Annotated in this window: 19 protein-coding genes and 1 tRNA gene; 9 read left to right on the top strand and 11 right to left on the bottom strand. The window is 41.3% G+C overall.

Annotated features, from left to right (window positions below):
* Positions 1–47: 47 nt before the first annotated feature.
* Positions 48–1,079 carry a serine hydrolase domain-containing protein gene (locus EKM76_RS05015; protein ID WP_125549606.1) on the top strand — a complete coding sequence of 344 codons (1,032 nt, stop codon included), beginning with the start codon at positions 48–50 and terminating at the stop codon, positions 1,077–1,079.
* 11 nt (positions 1,080–1,090) lie between these two features.
* On the opposite strand, the gene EKM76_RS05010 is transcribed toward EKM76_RS05015, so the two are convergent.
* A complete protein-coding gene (locus EKM76_RS05010; RefSeq protein ID WP_125549605.1) occupies positions 1,091–1,594 on the bottom strand; it encodes a MarR family transcriptional regulator in 504 nt (167 codons plus the stop codon).
* Between the two features lie 231 nt (positions 1,595–1,825).
* On the opposite strand from EKM76_RS05010, the gene EKM76_RS05005 reads away from it, so the two are divergent.
* The 3 genes from EKM76_RS05005 (at position 1,826) to EKM76_RS04995 (ending at position 5,304) form a co-directional block, all read left to right on the top strand.
* Positions 1,826–2,467, top strand: coding sequence for an SDR family oxidoreductase (locus EKM76_RS05005; RefSeq protein WP_125549604.1), 642 nt, complete (start codon positions 1,826–1,828; stop codon positions 2,465–2,467).
* A 157-nt stretch (positions 2,468–2,624) separates the two neighbouring features.
* Positions 2,625–3,095: a hypothetical protein gene (locus EKM76_RS05000; protein ID WP_125549603.1), complete on the top strand. Its 471-nt coding sequence runs from the start codon at positions 2,625–2,627 to the stop codon at positions 3,093–3,095.
* A gap of 115 nt (positions 3,096–3,210) precedes the next feature.
* Entirely contained in the window at positions 3,211–5,304 is a 2,094-nt protein-coding gene (locus EKM76_RS04995) for a TcaA 3rd/4th domain-containing protein (RefSeq protein ID WP_125549602.1), read from the top strand.
* 105 nt (positions 5,305–5,409) lie between these two features.
* On the opposite strand, the gene EKM76_RS04990 is transcribed toward EKM76_RS04995, so the two are convergent.
* Complete coding sequence (locus tag EKM76_RS04990; protein WP_125549601.1) at positions 5,410–6,846, bottom strand: gamma-glutamylcysteine synthetase; 1,437 nt, start codon at positions 6,844–6,846, stop codon at positions 5,410–5,412.
* 158 nt (positions 6,847–7,004) lie between these two features.
* Here EKM76_RS04990 and EKM76_RS04985 point away from each other — a divergent pair, with 158 nt between their 5' ends.
* A complete protein-coding gene (locus EKM76_RS04985; protein ID WP_125549600.1) occupies positions 7,005–7,925 on the top strand; it encodes an aldo/keto reductase in 921 nt (306 codons plus the stop codon).
* A 74-nt stretch (positions 7,926–7,999) separates the two neighbouring features.
* On the opposite strand, the gene EKM76_RS04980 is transcribed toward EKM76_RS04985, so the two are convergent.
* The 5 genes from EKM76_RS04980 to EKM76_RS04960 form a co-directional block, all read right to left on the bottom strand.
* A complete protein-coding gene (locus EKM76_RS04980; RefSeq protein WP_125549599.1) occupies positions 8,000–9,541 on the bottom strand; it encodes a helix-turn-helix domain-containing protein in 1,542 nt (513 codons plus the stop codon).
* Positions 9,542–10,008: 467 nt separating this feature from the next.
* Positions 10,009–10,698 (bottom strand): zinc metallopeptidase, encoded by a 690-nt coding sequence (locus EKM76_RS04975; protein WP_125549598.1) that lies wholly within the window; start codon positions 10,696–10,698, stop codon positions 10,009–10,011.
* A gap of 80 nt (positions 10,699–10,778) precedes the next feature.
* On the bottom strand, positions 10,779–11,456 hold the full coding sequence (locus tag EKM76_RS04970) for a type 1 glutamine amidotransferase (RefSeq protein WP_125549597.1): 678 nt from the start codon (positions 11,454–11,456) through the stop codon (positions 10,779–10,781).
* A 295-nt stretch (positions 11,457–11,751) separates the two neighbouring features.
* The gene (locus EKM76_RS04965) at positions 11,752–12,045 is read right to left on the bottom strand and encodes a MazG-like family protein (protein WP_125549596.1); all 294 of its coding nucleotides are present in this window, start codon (positions 12,043–12,045) and stop codon (positions 11,752–11,754) included.
* Positions 12,046–12,048: 3 nt separating this feature from the next.
* The gene (locus tag EKM76_RS04960) at positions 12,049–12,492 is read right to left on the bottom strand and encodes an Lrp/AsnC family transcriptional regulator (RefSeq protein WP_125549595.1); all 444 of its coding nucleotides are present in this window, start codon (positions 12,490–12,492) and stop codon (positions 12,049–12,051) included.
* A 284-nt stretch (positions 12,493–12,776) separates the two neighbouring features.
* Between EKM76_RS04960 and EKM76_RS04955 the strand changes: the two genes are divergently transcribed.
* From EKM76_RS04955 to fba, 4 genes are all read left to right on the top strand, one after another.
* A tRNA-Asn gene (locus EKM76_RS04955) sits at positions 12,777–12,849 on the top strand.
* A gap of 125 nt (positions 12,850–12,974) precedes the next feature.
* A complete protein-coding gene (locus tag EKM76_RS04950) occupies positions 12,975–13,163 on the top strand; it encodes a hypothetical protein (protein ID WP_125549594.1) in 189 nt (62 codons plus the stop codon).
* Positions 13,164–13,493: 330 nt separating this feature from the next.
* On the top strand, positions 13,494–14,450 hold the full coding sequence (locus tag EKM76_RS04945; RefSeq protein WP_225417877.1) for an NAD(P)-dependent oxidoreductase: 957 nt from the start codon (positions 13,494–13,496) through the stop codon (positions 14,448–14,450).
* A gap of 326 nt (positions 14,451–14,776) precedes the next feature.
* Positions 14,777–15,658: a class II fructose-1,6-bisphosphate aldolase gene (fba, locus tag EKM76_RS04940; RefSeq protein ID WP_125549593.1), complete on the top strand. Its 882-nt coding sequence runs from the start codon at positions 14,777–14,779 to the stop codon at positions 15,656–15,658.
* A 133-nt stretch (positions 15,659–15,791) separates the two neighbouring features.
* On the opposite strand, the gene EKM76_RS04935 is transcribed toward fba, so the two are convergent.
* From EKM76_RS04935 to EKM76_RS04920, 4 genes are read right to left on the bottom strand one after another with little or no spacing between them, the layout of a single operon-like run.
* On the bottom strand, positions 15,792–15,977 hold the full coding sequence (locus EKM76_RS04935; protein WP_125549592.1) for a hypothetical protein: 186 nt from the start codon (positions 15,975–15,977) through the stop codon (positions 15,792–15,794).
* 42 nt (positions 15,978–16,019) lie between these two features.
* Entirely contained in the window at positions 16,020–17,525 is a 1,506-nt protein-coding gene (locus EKM76_RS04930; protein WP_125549591.1) for a sodium:solute symporter, read from the bottom strand.
* Positions 17,522–18,715, bottom strand: a complete 1,194-nt coding sequence (locus EKM76_RS04925; RefSeq protein WP_125549590.1) for a cation:proton antiporter — start codon at positions 18,713–18,715, stop codon at positions 17,522–17,524. Before EKM76_RS04925 ends, EKM76_RS04930 begins: the two co-directional genes overlap by 4 nt.
* Positions 18,712–19,458, bottom strand: coding sequence for a sugar phosphate isomerase/epimerase (locus EKM76_RS04920; protein WP_125549589.1), 747 nt, complete (start codon positions 19,456–19,458; stop codon positions 18,712–18,714). The genes EKM76_RS04925 and EKM76_RS04920 overlap by 4 nt, the downstream gene beginning before the upstream one ends.
* Positions 19,459–19,543 lie beyond the last annotated feature (85 nt).

The following is a 19,543-nucleotide window of genomic DNA, read 5'->3' as shown; positions in this document are numbered from 1 at the left end:
TGGTACGAATCTTTTTATTTTGTGAAGTAGTGGAAGTGGTGATGTGCATGAAACGACGATCAATGATTCTGATCAGCCTGATTTTGGTGCTGGTGGGTAGCTCAATTCCGGTGCAAGCAGCTGGTCGATCAACTGAGATTCAGCAGGTTAACCAACAATTAAAAAAACAGCATTTCACTGGTAGTGTTTTAATCATTCGTGATGGTCGGACTATCTTACAGCATAGCTATGGTTACGCTAATTTTATGAAATTACAACCCAACACAACGGCTTCTGATTATCAACTCGCTTCGACGCAAAAAGTATTGACTGCTGTACTGTTCATGCAGTTAGTGCAAGCCGGTAAAGTACAATTAAATGCACCTCTCAGTCGTTACTATCCACAAATTGCTCACAGTAAGCAAATCACATTACGGCAAATGTTGGATATGAATTCAGGTTTGTATAGCATGACTGACGCCCAGACTATGTTATCCGATTCGCAATTGATCAAATTTGCCGCACAGCATGTAAAGGTTAAAGCAATCGGCCAGCATAATTATGAGCCAGTGAATTATACATTGTTGACCGGAATTATCGAACGAGTCACCCAGCAGTCATACCAAACCTTGGTTAAGCAACGCATTATCCGACCGTTGAAATTACAACATACGGGTTTTATGCTAGCCGATTATCAACAAGAAGCAACGACCACCGTTGCCTACAAAGCAGTTAATTCATTTTTGCCGTATCTTGTACATGACCATGAGTCAAAAATCGCTTTGAATCGTAAATTAGGTACAGGCAATATGTACAGCACGGTCACTGATCTTTTTCGTTTAGAACAGGCGATTCAACAAAATAAATTGCTGAAACCGGCCAGTGTAGCAACATTGTTTAACGCCACTGACGGTAGTTACCGTGGGGGACTCTATAATTATCGTGACTTTGTTGTTAGTCATGGCGTGGAAAGTAGTTACGAAGCTGGCTTGGCAATGAGTCGAGATGGTTATTCCGGTGTGATCTTACTAAGCAATCGTAAAACTGGCGTCTCGCTGTCACAACAAGCGCGTAAACTATATCAACGACTGCGTTTGTGATCAGCAGTTACTTACTCGCTGATAATCGGTGCATTGTGTAGATCTTGAATCTGCTGTACAAATTGGGCAACCAATTCTAATTGATCAGGCTGATAGCCAGCTAATAATTGTTGCATCTGTTGATCCAATTGTTGATGTAATTGCTGATGCGCATAATTTAATTGTTGTCCTTTTTCGGTTAATGAATAATAAACTTCTTTGCGGTTGTCGGTACGTTTGAATTTATCGATCAACGAAAATTTGATCAACTTATTCACTGTCTTGGAAATTGCGCCTTTAGAAACTTGTAAGTGGGCGGTTAGTTCGGTACCGTTGACCGGCTGATTTTTACCAATATCGGCTAAAGTGTGAAGTGATAATAATGGTAAATTATTGAGTACTTGCTGCCATTCTGGCGTAGTGTTTAGGCGTTTTAGCAACCATTCTTGCTCAAAAGAACTATTACTAGCCGTGGTCGTGGCGACTTGTAACAAAGTTGGCTCAATGACTTGTTTAAAATAGTTGATTTTGTCCATCGTAATGTATACTCCCTCAATGATCAGATTAATTTTATGTAGTAAAGCTTTATGTTTTAGATCGGCGTTGGCTCATTGGATCATGAGCTGATTTGCTGATAGTTTCCAGTCAAAAGATTAGGTGCTGTTAGTCATATTGCGTTAAACTTAGTTTCAAGGTAAACCATAGCATAAATGCTGTAGTTGAAGCAATTATTGCTGGTAACTAATATTAAAATGGAGGTAAATTTCATGACAACATTTATTGTAGGTGCGCACGGTCAAATTGGTCAATTATTAACTGAACAGTTGGCGGCTACGGGTGAACCAGTATTGGCCGGTATTCGTGATCAACAGCAAGCGGCAACTTTAAGCGCGCTAGGTGGGCAACCACGACAATTTGATTTAACTAGTTCGCCACAGGAATTGGCTACAGCCTTTAAGGATGTCGACAATGTGGTATTCACAGCTGGTTCCGGTGGCGCTAATGGTGGTGCAGGTACGTTAAAAATTGATTTAGATGGTGCCGTCAAAACAATGATCGCTGCAGAACAAGCTGGCGTCAAGCGCTATGTGATCGTCAGCGCGCTTTATGCGGATCAGCGGGATAAGTGGGCACAGACTGGGATCGAGCCTTACTATGTGGCTAAATATTACGCTGATGAGTGGTTACAGCATCGTACGCAATTAAACTACACAATTTTGCGGCCAGGCGCTTTAACTAACGCTGGTGGCACTGGTCAAATCACCTTACAGCCAGCAACGGCTAGTAACAAACAAATCCCACGCGCAGACGTTGCCGCTACGATCGTTACCGTTTTAAGCAAGCCGCAAACGCACGGACAAATTTATGAACTAGTCAGCGGCACCACGCCAATTGAAACAGCTTTTTAATTATTTGTGGTGCTGATTATCGATTTTCATCACGAACGAAAGTATGCCGTTTGCTAACGGCATACTTTTTTTCTGGTAGGAAGTCGCATCGTAGGTTATACTAGACGGGTAAATAACGACGACAGCTATCGTTATATTGAAGCGGAGGTTTTACCAAATGGAAATGCAAAGCCAAGAATTTATCGCGGCGATCCGCGCGGAAGAATATACGACGACTGACATTAAATTAACAGCCACCGATATTAAAAAAACGGATCTAAAAAAACTAACAACAGCTTATAGCCAGTTACAAACGCAATTAGCTGCACAAAAAATTGGTCAAATCAAAATCGACTTACCATTTGAGGTTCCGGCAACAATTGAACTCCAAGCAGGTATCATTAATTTACCATACGAGCTAGTCAATAAAATTGCGCTATTAACCAACGCTGAAGAACAGCGCCCACTAAACCTATATTTGATCACAACGGCAGAAAACTTAAATGCCTCAGGGATGCGCATCGATCAAATGAGCAGCGTGGTTGAATTTTTACAGTCACCACAACTGATTAGTGATAAAATTAATGCGGCGATCACAGAGAAATTAACCGAATTACAAGCTGCAGCAGATGCACCTGCGGAAGAATAGTTAAGCGCGCTTAATTTGTTACCAAAGTGAAATTGAAGCACGGTGGAATTAATGCTATTCTTATAGTAGCTAATTAAAGACTGAATATTATGAAATGAAAAGGGGCCTTCCGTCCATGAATCGATTGTCACAATTAAAAATGCATACCCATCTTTTTGCGACGGATCTTGGAGATCTAGGTGCCGGAGAGTTTTTCTGTCCTAATTGTGGCGCACCGATCATGACTAGTGATAAGAAATGTGCCAATTGTGGCTATGATCTGATTGCTTATCGTGAAGGCCGACCACAGCCAGCAACTTCTTCGGCATCAGCGACGACTAAAGTGTCTGCCGCTTCAGCAGCGGCCACAGTGGCTAGCAGCGCAGTAACCAGCGAATCAGTTGCTGAATCAGCGGTTGTTTCAGCAGCGAGCGCGCCAGATAGCGCGCTACCTGAAGTTGATGAGCGGGTAATAGAAAGTGCGGCTTCAGCGGCAGCTATTTTATCATCGATCCAAGCCGATGAAAATCCAGAAGAGATCATGGCTAAATTAAGGGCCGCGACCCAACAGTTAGACCCTGAAAATTTAAGCCAGCCAGATAGTGCACAACCGCAGTCTAGTGCTTCATTATCAAGTCGGCGTGAAGCACACATCGCCGATAAGACTAAAGATATCAGTGATATTGTTGATCAGGTACGGGCGGCTACCGATAGCACACAGCCACGGGAGCATCTCTTGCCATCTGACTTACAAATTAAATCAGATGCAGCAGCTGATGATACAGCTAAACCAGCCACGCGAATGGCACGGCATGAGCAAACAACTGAATCAACAGCTGATAATGCGACATATACAGCACCGCGGACGATCACACCGGAAGAGCGAGCAGCGGCTTCAATGAAGTTACAAGCTGATACTGCAGAAGCTGAGTCTGAGGCAGCACCTGAAACAACGACTAAGTCAGCAAGTAAAAAGGTTGCGCCTGAAGAAAAGGTACGTGTGCATAAAAGTAAACGTAAATGGTGGATCATCGCGCTAATTGTCGTGGTTATTTTACTGGGCGCTTTTTTATTCGGTAGCCAGTATTTCAGTCGTGACGCACAATTAAATCGGGCTTTCGCTGTCTTGGCAACGAATAATCCTAGCCAAGTTAGCCAAGTGATGGTCAGCAGCAATAATGATCTTCGTTTGACACCGGGGAATAGCCGTCCTTTTGTGCGCTTTACTAAAGCTAATCCGCAATATTTGAAGACTAGTAAGACTCAGCTAGCTAAGTCAAATTCGACTAAAGATGGCACGCTGGGTTTTATTAAAGATGGGCATCACTTTATTTTTACGGCCTATCAATTGACGATCACGCCGACTTATCGAACGATCACAACTGATCTGCCGGAGCCATCAATTTATCTGGATGGGCAAAATGTGACCGCCAAAACCCCAGCATCGACTCAAAAAATTGGGCCGTTTATTCCCGGAACTTATACTTTGAAAGTTGAAGCCCAAACTGATGATAAAACATTATCACGAACGGTACATCCAACTTTTCTAGCAGCCGACGCACAAACGATCGATTTGACGTTAAAGCCCGTGACGCCGGCGGTACACAGTAATGTAGCTAATGCAACGGTATACGTCAATAATCAAAACAAGGGCACGTTGCAAAATGGCCAGTTAACGCTGCCAGCTTTAAATTGGGAAGCTAATTCAAAGTTACATTTAGAGACTAAAATTGCTGGTAAAACCGTTAAAACTAAGGCAGTGACGTTAACCAAAGACGCGAAACAAAATATTGAGGCTGATTTCACCGCAGTACCGACTAAAGCGCAAGCGCAGGATTTGTTGAGTCGACTGTATCAATCTGCTGGTAGTGCTACTAATGCGACTAACAATAATGATACTGCTGCATTAGCTGCCTTTTTCAAAAATGGGACTGATGCTGCTGCTTACAAGAAACTAGCAACTTTTATCACCCAAGCTCGCGCTACTGGTAGCAATATTGAGCAAACTGATTTCAAAGTACAAGTTGATCAGGTATTGACCGATGATGATCAGACGACGGTTAATTTTAACGTAACTTATACCACGAGTTATGTAGCAACATCAGGCTTGCAAACGCGAGTCCAGACTTATAGCTATACTGGTGCCCATCTGACCACCAGCACCAAAAATTTACAAGTGATCGATTTTGGTGATAATGAGCAAAAAACTGCCGATAATAATGCAAACTAGTTTTATTTATATGGTAGCAAGTTGATGAAGTAATTATGAATTTTAAATAGCGGCATACAATCCAAATCATCATTGGATTGTATGCCGCTATTTGTTTGGTTCCGCTTATGAACTCTTTTGCGTTGAATTAGGGAACAACTGGGCTAACTTGGCGTCAGCTGATAAGCCAGTTAATTTCAGTGCTTGCAGAACTTCTGTCTGTTGGTTGTCGCATAAGAGAATAGTATTCTTATCGTGTTTGACGCGTAATCCGCGGCGGTAAGCAGCAATCAATAGTTCGCGCTGTTCGATCGTTAATCCAACAGCCTCTGGCAATGGATATTGCCAACGTTGGCGTTGATAAGCGCGGGCTTGTTTGCGTGCAAAGTCAATCAGTGAGCGGTGAGTTGTCGCCTGGATGATCTGTGCACTAGGGGTCAGCTCAGGGTGTGTAGCGCGATTGGCAATGGTGGCGACCGCTTTTTGATAGTCAGCTGGCCAGCTTTTACTGAATTTTTGTAATTGTTGCAGCCATAATTGCATCTCAGCTGTAAAAGCGGAACTGTTCTGCGGCACTTCGCAAGCCACTTGTTGATTTTTTAGTTGTGCAGCGGTTAATGCAGCCGCTAAATCTGTTGGTAGTGGTTTTACCGCGAGATAGCTTAAAAAGACTTTGAAGAAACGCAGGGTTGTTTGGCTGATGCCATTGCAGCTAAAGGGGTCGAGATCGAAAATACGAAATTCCAGATAATCGATTCCTTTATCCAGATAGTCGCTAAGTTGCGCCTGATTTTTTAGGCGAACTGGCCCGTAGAATTCATGAGTAGAGTAAAAATCGCCGGCGTTAATGGCGGTGTTAATAGCGTTTAAATGAGCGGCTAGAGAAGTATAGGGTATCCGCTCAGAAGCCGTATTGGTGAAGCCATACAGGCTATTACGAATACTACGCACCGGCTGCTGTAAGACGGCTGGTAACGCAGTGAAGTAATTTGGGGTTGCTTGCGGCGTTGCGCCGAATAAGTAGGTCAACAGCCAGCGTGAAAGTATAAAATTCTGAACAATATGGAAATAAAGTTCATTGCGCTGTACAATATTTTTATTGGCAAGTAATTCTTGTGGCAGGCTAAAGCTGACGTGTGCGCCGGTAGTGATTTCATGCTGAATGCCGTATTTTTGAAGTAAATAGTCGCGGTATTTTTGTTTTGCCGGTCGCTCGAAATGTGTTGCAATAAAATCGAGATCGGCTTTATTAACTGTTGGCGGCAATGATAATGGCCAGATCAGTTCACCTGGTTGCAACGATTGCGTAAAAATTATTTGTAGCGTTTCTAATTGATTACTTAAAGCAGTGATGGAACTATGCGGGTCAGTCACTAATTCAGCCTGTGTTTCAGCAAAATCAGATTGAAAATAAGGATGAAAACTACGACTACCTAAATTGGCCGGATGCGCGGCGCGGCTAAGACGACCAGCTTGGGTGATACGGTGTTCTTCAACTTCAACACCTAATTGACTTTGCTGTAATAAGGCTATCTGCTGCGGGTTTGTTAATAGATTAGACACAATACTCACCACTTTATTTTGAGATTTAATATATTATACAAATTTTTGTGCAAAAGTGGTATTTAAATGCTAATTTTTTTCTGATCAGCAACGACTTTTAGTGCGTTAATACAGGTGGAATGCTAGAATTAAGTTATTAAATAGATGGAGGTTACGAAATGAAATTTGTTGATCTTGGTCACAGCGGGTTGAACGCGTCTGCAGTCGCACTTGGTATCATGCGGATCAATGGTTTAGCCGATGATGGGGCAGCCCAGAAAGTTTTAGAAACAGCCGTTGATAACGGAATTAATTTCTTTGACAATGCGGATATGTACGGCAAAGGTGAGTGCGAAGCTCGTTTTGGTCGTGCGTTAAGTCAATCTAACATTAAGCGTGAAGATATTCTGATCCAAACTAAAGTTGGGATCCGTGACCACGCGTATGATTTCTCCAAACAACATTTGATTGAAGCCGTTGATGGTAGCTTACAACGATTAGGCGTTGACTATGTTGATTCGTTATTGTTACATCGTCCCGATACCTTGTTTGAACCAGAGGAAGTAGCTGGAGTATTTAATGAGCTACAAAATGCTGGGAAGGTACGCCAATTTGGGGTCAGTAATATGAACCCTAGTCAGGTCGAATTACTCCAACACAGTGTTCAGCAAAAATTGATCGTTAATCAGTTGCAATTTGGCATCATGCATACCGGCCCAGTCGATGCTGGATTACACGTCAACATGTCAGATCAGCGCAGCGTTGATCATGATGGCGGCATTCTCGAATACTCGCGCTTGCACGATATGACGATCCAAGCTTGGAGTCCTTTCCAATATGGTTTCTTTGAAGGTGTCTTCATCGATAATCCGAAGTTTGCTGAATTGAACGCTGAATTACAAAAATTAGCTGATAAATATCAAGCCACTAAAAATGGTATTGCGGTTGCATGGATTTTGCGTCATCCCGCTAAAATGCAAGTTATTATCGGTAGCATGAATCAAGAACGAATTGCCCAAATGGCCGCTGGTGCCGATATTCAGTTGACCCATCAAGAATGGTATGATGTTTATCTGGCAGCAGGTAATGATCTACCCTAATAGAACGCAAAAAAGCATTTGTAATTTTCACTCCAAATGCTTTTTGTGTCCTTAGCTTTACGTTGCACGATTTATTAATAAATTGCGCTAATATTTGGTAAGGTTGGGTATTTCTTCAGATAGAATTCACGAGCGCGCAATAATGGTGAAATCTCTGATTCGGCTGAGCCTTGGTGGAAATAGAATACGCGATCATCGGTGCTGTTGCTGGCATCAAGGTAGAAAGAAATTGATGAAGTGAAAATTAGATCGTAGTCAGCAAAATCGGTAGCATCATAAGGCTCAATATCAATGTATTTAAAGCCGCTATAAAGGTCAAGATAGCGACGATAAACCATGCTATCGCCAGGGATCATCAAACCAACACGGATGTGATATTCCTGTTTATATTCAGAATAAATGGGCAAGAGTAAGTGATATAAAGCCTGAGTCGTTTGCTCACGATCACCACGGAAATCGGCGTATTTTTCTGGTAAATGATCGATATAATCACCAATTTCGTGGTAAAGATCTGCGTAATCATAACCGCCAGTTAAAATATTACGTTCGGAATTTGCAATAATAGATAAGGTTGGGACAACACCATCAAATAAATAACTAGTCAAACCGACATTAATGACATTACCTAACAGAATTTTATCTAGTACTAAACGCTTGGACATTTTGAAACTATTTTCTTGCATATAATCCAAGAACTCAGTGGCAAATTGTTGAACGATATTGTTCCGGCTATAGAAGTAATCTAAAGTCGTCTGTAAATAAGCATCTTCTTTACGGAAAATCGGTAAAATATTAAGTAATTGATAACCAAAATGAAGAATTGCTTGTTTGCGATCAGAAGTCAGTTCAGGATAATGCCGATCAGAGATCACTTCAGTATCGAGTAGGCGCGCGTCATAATTATCATTATCATCTAACAAAATATCGTAACAAGGATCGTCTTCCACATAATTGCCCTGATGCATCCGTAAACTTGTTAACGCAAGGATCAGTGGGAAAACATCTGAATTTTCGAATTCACTAGGGACTTGTAAACGCGTCATAAACTGGTCACGGACCTTAAGCGCCAAGTCTTGTAAATGTTCAGCAAAAGGCCAGATAACACCTTCAGTTGCTAAACGGAAAATACAGAATAAGAATAGGATCGTTTTCCGTTCATCGCCAACAATGTTCATCCGACTAAATGTAAAATGTAAGCCGAAATTATGCAACTGATCGTTTAAAGGCTTGATTTTACGGAAAACCGTAGCCCGACTGGTTTCATAACGCTTGCAAAAATCATCGATCGAAGGTTCATCCTCAGTTACCAAATAATAAATAGCTTGATAAGGAAGTTGGTTGGAGATGAGGTGGTAGCGAAGTGTATTCAGATCAACGGTCAATTGTGCAGTATCTAAACTACCATTGTCAGCGATCAATGCGGCTGCTTTAGGATCGATCAAGGCTAATTCATCAACTAACCCCTGTGTTAATTTATAAGCCTTAGGATAAGGTAGCTCAACGCGTTGGGCAATATCATTGATCGAATAAACGCCGGCAGGCATTGAAATCAAGGTGCTATAAATGCGGAAATACTGGTAAGTACGGTCATTTAACATCATTTGTTCAAAATCCATAATAATCATTTCCTCCAAAAAATAATCAGATCAACGGGTAACCAATCTATATATATAATCACTTAAACTGATTAAGTAATTTTTACTATCGTCAAGTGTATTTTAATAATATTCTAAAATATTTGTAAACTATATATAAAATAATAACACTTTATCGGAATAATTCCAGTCAAAACTAAATAAAATTAATAATATTTTTATGACATAAAAGCGAATAAACCCCTTAATTAGTTGTTGGTCAGTCTAATTAGGTCAAAATTATTATCTGTTTTTGACCGAAGGCGTTTTTGGCGGTTGGATTAATCTTTGCTGATAAGCGCACGAAAAATAATTTTTGTTTAGAATTATTAATTGTTAAAATCACTTACGAACAGTGATATAAAGTTGACGAACTTGCACACTAATCCAAATCTAGCATAAAAAAAGCACCCTAACCAATTTTGGCAGGGTGCTCAGTTACTGTGTGCTCAATCGCGATTGTTGTTACCGAATAAAATAATTAAACGTAATAGCTGTAGGAAAGTGGCCAAGGCTGCCGCTACATAAGTTAGGGCGGCTGCACCTAGTACTCGGCGTACCATGGGCACCTCATCGTCTGCCAGTAGCCCGCCAGACGCTAAGATTTTAATTGCTCGGCGTGAAGCGTTGAATTCAACTGGTAAGGTCACCACTTGGAACAACAAAGCTAATGAAAAAGCAGCAATACCAATGTTGATCAAAGTCTGATTCATCCCAAAGAGAACACCGATCAAAATCAACGGAAATGACAGGGTGGAACCAATGTTAGCCACAGGTACAATGGCTGTGCGTAAGCGCATCGGTAAATAGTTACGCTGGTCTTGGACTGCGTGACCACATTCGTGGGCAGCTACGCCAATTGCAGCCACCGAAGTTGATTGTGCCGTTGAAGCCGATAGACTAAGGATCTTCATTTGACCATTATAATTATCGGTGAGATCGCCAGCAATTTCTTGTACAGCAACATCGGTGATCCCAGATTGCTGCAGAATATAGCGAGCAGCGTCAGTGCCCGTAATACTACTGCGACTGCGGACGGTATCATAGCGCCGGAATGTTCGATTAACGTATGTTGAAGCGGCCATCGAAATCAATAAGCCGATGATAACTAGGATATAGGTAGGGTCCCAAAAAAACATAGGTGGTCACAACCTTTCAAGAGTGATAGTGAGATCATTATGTCAAAATCGTAGTGAAAAGTACTCGGTCTAAAGACGGATTAAGCTGGATCGGCTGCTAAACGTGTCTGATGATTGGCTAATATTTGCTTGACTAGCGCTTTGGCCAAGTTAACATTTTTTAATAGCGGGCCGTGAGAATAGCTACCAATTGTACCTTTGTAGCGCATACCTTCAACGCCATCTTCTGGATTGTTACCATAGCCAGTGACTATTTTTCCAAGGGGTTTTAATTTGCTGGCGTCATCAAAATAAGTGCGCCCGCTATGATTTTCAAAGGCTTTAACGGTGCCCCATTCAGTTTCAAATTCTGTATCGCCGATCATTCGCGCGTCGGCTTTGAATACGGTATGCAGTGGTAGGATACCTAACCCTTTGATGACTGTTCCATCGCTGGTTTTATAGTAATCACCGAGCAATTGATAACCACCACAAATCGCTAACAGCGGTTTGCCAGCTTCAATATAGTCGGCAATAGTTTGCCCGTGACGTAATAAATCCTTGGCGACTACTGTTTGTTCAAAATCTTGACCGCCGCCAAAAAAGAGAAAATCATAATCCTGGGCATCAAATTCAGGCGTATCAAGACTAACGTCGTCGACCTGAGTTTCATAGCCTTGCTGCTTTAATAGGTAGCTAAGGATTTTGACGTCGCCGCTGTCCCCATAAGTATTCATTAAGTCTTCATAAAGATAGGCAATTTTAATTACTTCAGACATGTAACTCGTCCTTTCTACTTCACAATTAAGGTTATATATTGACCAAGAACGTCAATAAACTTTGATGTTTCGAGCGATGACCATTCAACTACGGCGAAGGACGCCAAGTTGAACCATGGCTCTACTTCACAATTAGGGTTGTTTATTGACTAAGAACGTCAATAAACTTTGATGTTTCGGGCGATGGCCATTCAACTACGGCAAAGGACGCCAAGTTGAATCATGGCTCTACTTCACGATTAAGGTCGTTTATTAGTGGAAAGCATAGCATAAATTAGCGCGACCAACAACGTTGTTAATCTTGCTTAGCTTGCCATTTAGCTAATTTTTGTTGTAGTAGCGAAGTTAATTCGGCGTCGCTTGTTTCTAGCTTTTGTAATAGCGCCAAGGTAACCAGTAGGACATCGACGTATTCCTCTTTAGCAGCATCTCGAGTTAGATGTTTGTAACCGTCACCGGAAACACCTTCCATTGACAGAAGCGCTTCAGCAGCTTCACCAACTTCTTCGCTTAACTTGATTGCCTGTTGTTCTAATGTTTTTGGCTCTTTTTGTGATAATTGTTTGACGGTCGACCATAATTCATTCATAGCCTATTTCTCCGCGTCTTCAAGCTGCATCCCGCGTGTAGCAACGACATTGGAGAAAACGATTTGTGTGGTTGTCCGACCGAATTCTTGTAGATGATTAATGAAATCATCTAACTCTTCAGTTGAGCGATAGATAACTTGCATGATCATTGAATATTGGCCAGTGATACAGTCACATTCTAAAACGTTAGGGATGCTGTCGACGAAACGATAAAACTGTTTTTTCTGAGTCGGCTGTAAGTCTAAACTAACGTAAGCTTTTATTACATACCCTAACGCTTTATAATCAATTTGGGCTTGATAACCATGGAGCAAAGTCTGCTCTAAATGATTTAGGCGAGTAGCGGCAGTCGGTGCCGAAATAAAAGCTTGTTTTGCTAAATCCTTTAATGAAGTTCGGGCATTATTTTGTAAGAGATTAAGTAATTTACGATCAGTTGCATCCATAAGTTAATCCTCCAAATTAGAGCTGATTTTACTATATAGCAAAGTAATATTTGTTTTAGTTATGAAAAATAAAATGTGTTCAGAAAAAAAGCATGAAAATGAGAACTTACGCGAATTATACCATAAAATAGCTTAATCGTGATATCTTATAACACATAGGAAGCGGTTGTGCAATGCACATTTAAAGGGTCGCTTTTGTAGCTTGAGTTGCTATTTTTCTTACGTAAATATAATCTAATTGCAGGTGAATTCTAAGTTTTACCAGCTATACTAGTTTTTGTTATTCCGGCTTAGCTCAGTTGGTAGAGCGTCTGACTGTTAATCAGAATGTCGTTGGTTCGAGTCCGACAGCCGGAGTTTTTTAGATCAGTGGCGATTGCTGCTGGTCTTTTTTTGTTTTTCTGTAATAATAGACGAAATGAAGTTACTAGTATTTAAGCAGATAGCATTTAGCTGAACGACATAGAAGAGGAGAACTGAGGATGACCACGTTATTCGTTGTTTTATTTTACTTAGCTTTAGTGTTAGTGGTGGGGCTGATTATTTATCGGATCTATCTGTTAGTACACCATGATCGCCAGCGCGGACCGCTAGTGAGCCGTTATGTATTATATATGGCGGCCGCTGCAATGTTTTGTGCAATTGTGATCGGCGCATTGATCAAGAAATAATAAAAGCCACCGGCTGGGTTACCGGTGGCAAAAAAAGGAGTTGGGGTGAGTTTACGTTGGGAGGGCGTAAACTCTTTTTTCATACTTTGGAGGAGAATGAAAAAATTAGGGTTATCTGGTTGTTGGGTATAGGCAGGCGCGACCGCTAAAGTGAATCAAATTTGATTGGCTAAAGCAGCTCGCTTGTCTATGTTGTTAACTATACCGGGAAAGTATGAAGAAATTATGACGGTTTCGACATATAAATTTGAAGACTCTGTAAAGAAACTTTTAAACGGATAAATCGTATTCAATCGCGGTATACTTAGCTTATTAAAGTGGAGGTGTTCAATGATGACGACAATTTTAGCTATAGTGAAGCAAAATAGTGCCTTGGAGCAATTACGTGCTGATTTACCAGCCGACGTGAAATTAATCATGGCTGATCAAGCCACTGCATCTGAATTAGCACAGGTCGATATTATTTATGGTTGGGGCGAAGTTGGTAAAAAAATATTAGCACAACCACAGCACCAAGTGAAATGGATCCAAACGATCTCGGCTGGTGTTGATGCCTTGCCGTTAGCACAGTTACAGCAGCAACACGTTTTATTGTCCAATACCAGTGGAATCCACGCCGAGTCGATTGCTGAATCAGTTATCGGCATGTTATTGATGCATGTGCGTGGGTTACAGCAATCCGTAGCACAACAAGCACAAGCGCAATGGCATAAATTACAACATCATCAATTAACTACGCTAAAGGGCAAAAAATTATTAGTTTATGGGACTGGGCATATTGGTCAGCGAATCGCTGAATTGGCGGAAGCTATTGGTATGAAAACGAGTGGCGTTAATCGCAGTGGTCACCCAGCAGCACATTTTGCAGCAACATATACGATGGATACCGCAACGACAGCTTTAGTACAAGCGGATGTGATCGTTAACGTGATGCCACTGACTAAAACGACTGAGAATTTCTTTGCTGCTGACTTCTTTAAACAATTGCAACAGCAACCCATTTTTGTTAATGTGGGCCGCGGCCTCTCAGTTGACACCGATGCATTATTGAATGCGTTGCAGCAGCAACAACTTGGTTTTGCTGCATTAGACGTGGTTGCACCTGAACCGCTACCAGCTGAGCATCCTTTGTGGCGCCAAGAAAATGTTTTGCTGATGCCACACATTGCCGGAATTTTTGACGGTTATATGGGCGCCGCTAATCAAATTTTTGTCGCTAATTTACAGGAATTTCTTGCTACTGGTCAATTAGTGCAAAATCAAGTCGAACTTCAGCGCGGTTATTGATAATATCGGGTTGCTATATAGCGCTCACTATTTTACATTTTTAGCGCCTATCGCTTAGTGCCGGCGATGCTAGCGACGCCCTTCTATTGCAATGAAGCGTTATCAAAATAATTCTGAAAAACCACTTAACTTTTCAGAAAAAATTATTCCCATTATTTTGAAAAATGTGGTAGAATAAAGCAGTAAATGTACAACCTTATTAAACGTGATTTAACCGACAACTTCTCCTGTCTAGCTGATTTATTAAATTAGGCGATACTCAGAAGCTAACTGTCGTTTAGATCATCCGCTAATCGTTGTAATACAATTTAGGAGGACTAATATTTATGTCATTAGTACATGGTACTGAACTGTTTGCTGCTGCTCGTAAGGGTCATTATGCTATCGGTGCATTCAACACGAACAACTTGGAATGGACACGCGCTATCTTAGGTGCTGCTCAAGAATTGAACGTTCCTGTTTTGATTCAAACTTCAATGGGCGCTGCAAAGTACATGGGTGGTTATGAACTTTGCCAAAAACTTGTTGAAGCAACAATCAAGAGCATGGACATTACAGTTCCTGTTGTAATGCATTTAGACCATGGTAACTACGAAGCTGCTAAAGAAGCAATTGCTGCTGGCTACAACTCCGTTATGTTTGATGGCCATGATCTACCATTTGCTGAAAACTTAGAAAAGACTAAGGAAATCGTTGCTTTGGCACATGCCAAAGGTATCTCCGTTGAAGCTGAAGTTGGCTCAATTGGTGGTGAAGAAGACGGTATCGTTGGTGAAGGCGAATTAGCTGACGTTGAAGAAGCTAAGCAATTAGCTGCAACTGGCATCGACTTCTTAGCAGCCGGCATTGGTAATATCCATGGCCAATACCCAGCTAACTGGACTGGTTTGCATTTCGATCGTTTGCAAGAATTAGCTGACGCTATCGAACAACCACTTGTATTACATGGTGGCTCAGGCATTCCTCAAGACCAAGTTGAAAAAGCTATCTCAATGGGTGTTGCTAAATTGAACATCAATACTGAATGCCAATTAGCCTTTGCTAAAGCAACTCGTGAATATATCGAAGCTGGCAAAGACCAAGAAGGTAAAGGCTTTGACCCTCGTAAATTATTAGCACCAGGTACAACTGCAATCGAAAACACAGTTAAAGAAATCGTTGGCTGGATGGGTACTAAACCCGTTAAATTGGTTCCAGAAGAAATCTAATTTAACTTATCTAACCTTTTAAAAAGTCCAATTCCGTTTATGCGGAATTGGACTTTTTTTAATACCATATTTTATAATGAAAAAATAAAAACACCTAAATGACAGTTAAACTCCGTCATCTAGGTGTTTCAGCTCATCTAATTTTCGTACAATCAACGTTGAAGATCGCTTGCGATGTTAGTTTTTCTAAGTCGCTTAATTGATGTAATTTAACTTTGTAACAACGACTGGCATTTTCAAAAACGCTAATGGTGATCTCGCTAAATTCACCTAAATTATCTAAATAATGTTTGAGACCAATATAGCTAAAACTTCGCATTTTACAATCTCCTATCGTCAGTTGAATTCGTAAATAGATAGCTTATTTACCAGTATATTCTTGGTCCTTGGTTGAAACCGTCAAACCAACAATATTTTTATGGAATTTAGGTGTAAAGAGACTGACAATATAACTAATACCGAAAGCTGAGATAAAGGAAACACAGCTAACAATGAATGGTGATGCAGCTGAAGCTTGTACAAAGTAGGTAATAATGGCACTTGTAATTAGACCAGTTAATACACCAGGTGTGTTGGCTTTTTCGGTAAAAATACCAACAGCGAAGATTCCAGCAATTGGCACACCGAAGATCCCAGTAATAGCTAAGAATAAATTCCAAGTTTGTGATGTGTTACCTAGCATTAAGTAAACAGCTAACGCTAAGCTGATTAATCCAGCACAAATAATGATGATTCGAGCTAAAGTAACATCGCTAATTTTTTTGAATTTATCATCGAAGAAACGCTGCTTGAAATCTGTTACCGCACAGGAAGAAATTGCGTTTAGACTTGAAGCAACAGTCGACTGAGCTGCAGCGAAAATTGCGGCAATTACTAAGCCAGCAATGCCTGCAGGTAAAACGTTAACGATAAAGTAAGGAACAAGTGCTGAAGTGTTGAAGTTTTTTGGCAAGACCTCAGTGTGTTTATAGTAGCTGAATAAGACTGTACCCATACCGTAGAAAATTGGAATCGTGATCAGTGCCAAGAAACCATTCGTCCATAAAGATTTGGCAGCTTCTTTCATGGAACTAGTTGTTTGATAACGCTGGACGACATCTTGACTACCAGTATATTGATACAAACCGTTAAAGATTTGGCCAGCAAAAATTAAAGGTATGAAACGAGAAACGTCGCTAAACTGGAAATCATACCCAGAAATTAATTTGTGGTTGGTCACGGCATCGTGGGCAATTGTGCCCCAACCACCAGAAATATAGTGTGCACCTAAAAGACAAACCAGTAGGGCGCCGCCTAAAAGTAGCATGCCTTGGATAACATCACTCCAGATAACGCCTTCGATGCCGCCTAAGAAGGTATAAACGATACATAACCCACCGACAATAAAGGCGATGATAATTGGGTTAATATCAGAAACCGATGTGATCGCAATGATCGGCAAGTAAATAACAATTGCGACTCGACCAAGGTGATAAAGCATGAATAGGATACTACCTAACACACGCATTACGGGATGAAAACGTTCTTCAAGATACTCGTAAGCACTGGTAACCTTTAACTTTCTAAAGAAAGGCACATAGTATTTGATTAAGAATGGCACCATTAAGAAAATACTTAGATTACCGAAGGCGTATGACCAATCTTGTAAAAAAGCTTGTTCAGGCGTCGACATGAAAGTAATGGCGCTTAAGGTCGTGGCGTAAATACTAAAACCGGCAGCCCATGCAGGCACACTGCCTTCTGCTTTAAAGAATGAATCGGTATTTTTACTCGCTTTACGCGTGAAATAAGCCCCGACACCAAGCATTGCAAGCAAATAAACAATTAATACGGCCCAATTAAGGGTACCAAAACCAGCTTTACTCATTGTTTCACCTCATTAAGTTTCATAGAATTTACTTGTTGCTGATCAGATTGTTGAATAAATATTTTTAGAATGAATGGTGCTATGATTGTGGTCACCACAGTCACGATGATCATTGCTGTGTAGTGGTTTTGGTCGATTAAATGGGTGTTTAAAGCGACATTGGCAACCACTAAAGCCATTTCACCACGTGAGATCATACCAGCGCCGACCACATTTGCGGCCGACCAATCTAGATGGAATAGTCGCACGCCAAGTGCGCCGCCAATTTGTTTTCCAATAATGGCAATGATGATCAAGGAGGTGATGAAAATTAAATCATGTTGCATACCAGCAAAACTAATATTCAAGCCGATACTGACGAAAAATACGGGAATGAAAACCGCGTAGCCAATCGGTTCGATTTTCAAAGCTAGCTTTTCTTTAAAAGTCGTTTCGGAAATGGCTAAGCCGGCAAAGTAAGCACCGAGCACATCACTCATGCCTAGTGCAACAGCAAGTGCCGCAAAGCCAAAACATAAAATAAGTGCAGCTGTCGTTTCGTTCTCGCTGGCAGTTAGTTTACTGAAAAATTGCAGGAAGCGCGGTACGAACCATTTGCCTAAGACAAACATGGCGCCAAAGAATAGTAGCTTGGTGAGTAGCATTATTGGTAACGACTGGTTACTAGCGGCTGCGCCACTACCAAAAAGGCCCACGCAGATACCGAGTAAAATCACACACATGATATCGTCGGCCACGGCAGCACCTAAAATAATGGCACCTTCGCGACTATTTAGGCGGTGCATCTCTTTTAATACTTGAACTGAGATGCTGACCGAGGTGGCACTCAGAACCAAACCAATGAAAATAGCAGTGGTCCACTGAAAGTTGAAGACGTAGATACATAAAGCGGCGGCACTGACGGTTGGGAAAATAACGCCTAAAGTAGCAACAGTCAGTGCAGGGCGCCAGTAACGCATCAGTAAATTCAAGTCGCCTTCTAAGCCAGCGATGAACATTAAAATAATGACGCCAAACTCAGAAAAATACTGAATGAAGCTGGTTGGCGTTAATAAATGAAAAACTGCCGGTCCTGCCAATACACCAATCAGTAACTCACCGATCACGCTAGGTAATTTAAGTAGGTTGGAGAGATGCGCGCCTAGTTTGGTCAGCAGCAAGATAATGACTAATTGCATTAAATAAGTCATAATGCTGCCTGCCGTTGTTGCAATTGTTGATTGACTAAATCGATTTGCGCTGCTAATTGTTTAGTCGGGATGGCATATTCCAGAAAGACAGGGATTGTTGGCTGTAATTGGGCTAACATTTGCTGCCAATCTGCTGCTGGTTTCGTCAATAGAACAGTTTCCTGATTTTCAATGGCTTTTAGATGGAAGACAGTAATGGCTGACTGCAGCTTGTTGAACGCTGTTAACGGTACCGTGTCGACCCAACACCAATTACCAGCATCGAAAGTATAGCCGAGACTTGATTGCGCTGTTTTGAGCAAGGTAAGCTGAGATTCGATATTACTTAGGCGACCGTACTCATTGGGTTGATTTTCAATGGTGACTTGAACCGTGGTTGCCGCTAATTGGTGCTGCAGCTTAGCTAAAACAGTCGACGAGATCTGTTGGCAATCACCTAAGCTGAATTTAAGTGATTTAATGTGATTTTGTTGCGCCATAGCAAGATTAGCTGCCAGCTGGGGATTGACTTGCGAACCTTGAAAGAGTTCTTCTGGGACCGAATAGTAGAACTGCCAATTTTGCTGTTGGCATAATTGATCGATTTTTTGTAACTCGGTTGCTTTAGTTGCTGGTTGGAAAAATTCACCACGAACTTCGATGGCGTCAATTGCTGTAGCAGTCAACTGTTGTAAACACGTTAACTGTGAAACCTGCGCTTGTAATTCATCTAGGAATACTGCTGTATTAATTGAAACTTTCATTGTTGTGCCACCTTTCTACTACACAATAATTCAAACCGTTTCGGTAAGACATAAGCGATGAGCAGAACAAAAAACCGCTAGTAAT

The sequence above is a fragment of the Loigolactobacillus zhaoyuanensis genome, from assembly GCF_003946385.1.
GTDB lineage: Bacteria > Bacillota > Bacilli > Lactobacillales > Lactobacillaceae > Loigolactobacillus > Loigolactobacillus zhaoyuanensis.
Note: the sequence above shows the minus strand (reverse complement) of the source record. Positions and strands in the feature narration are given on the sequence as shown.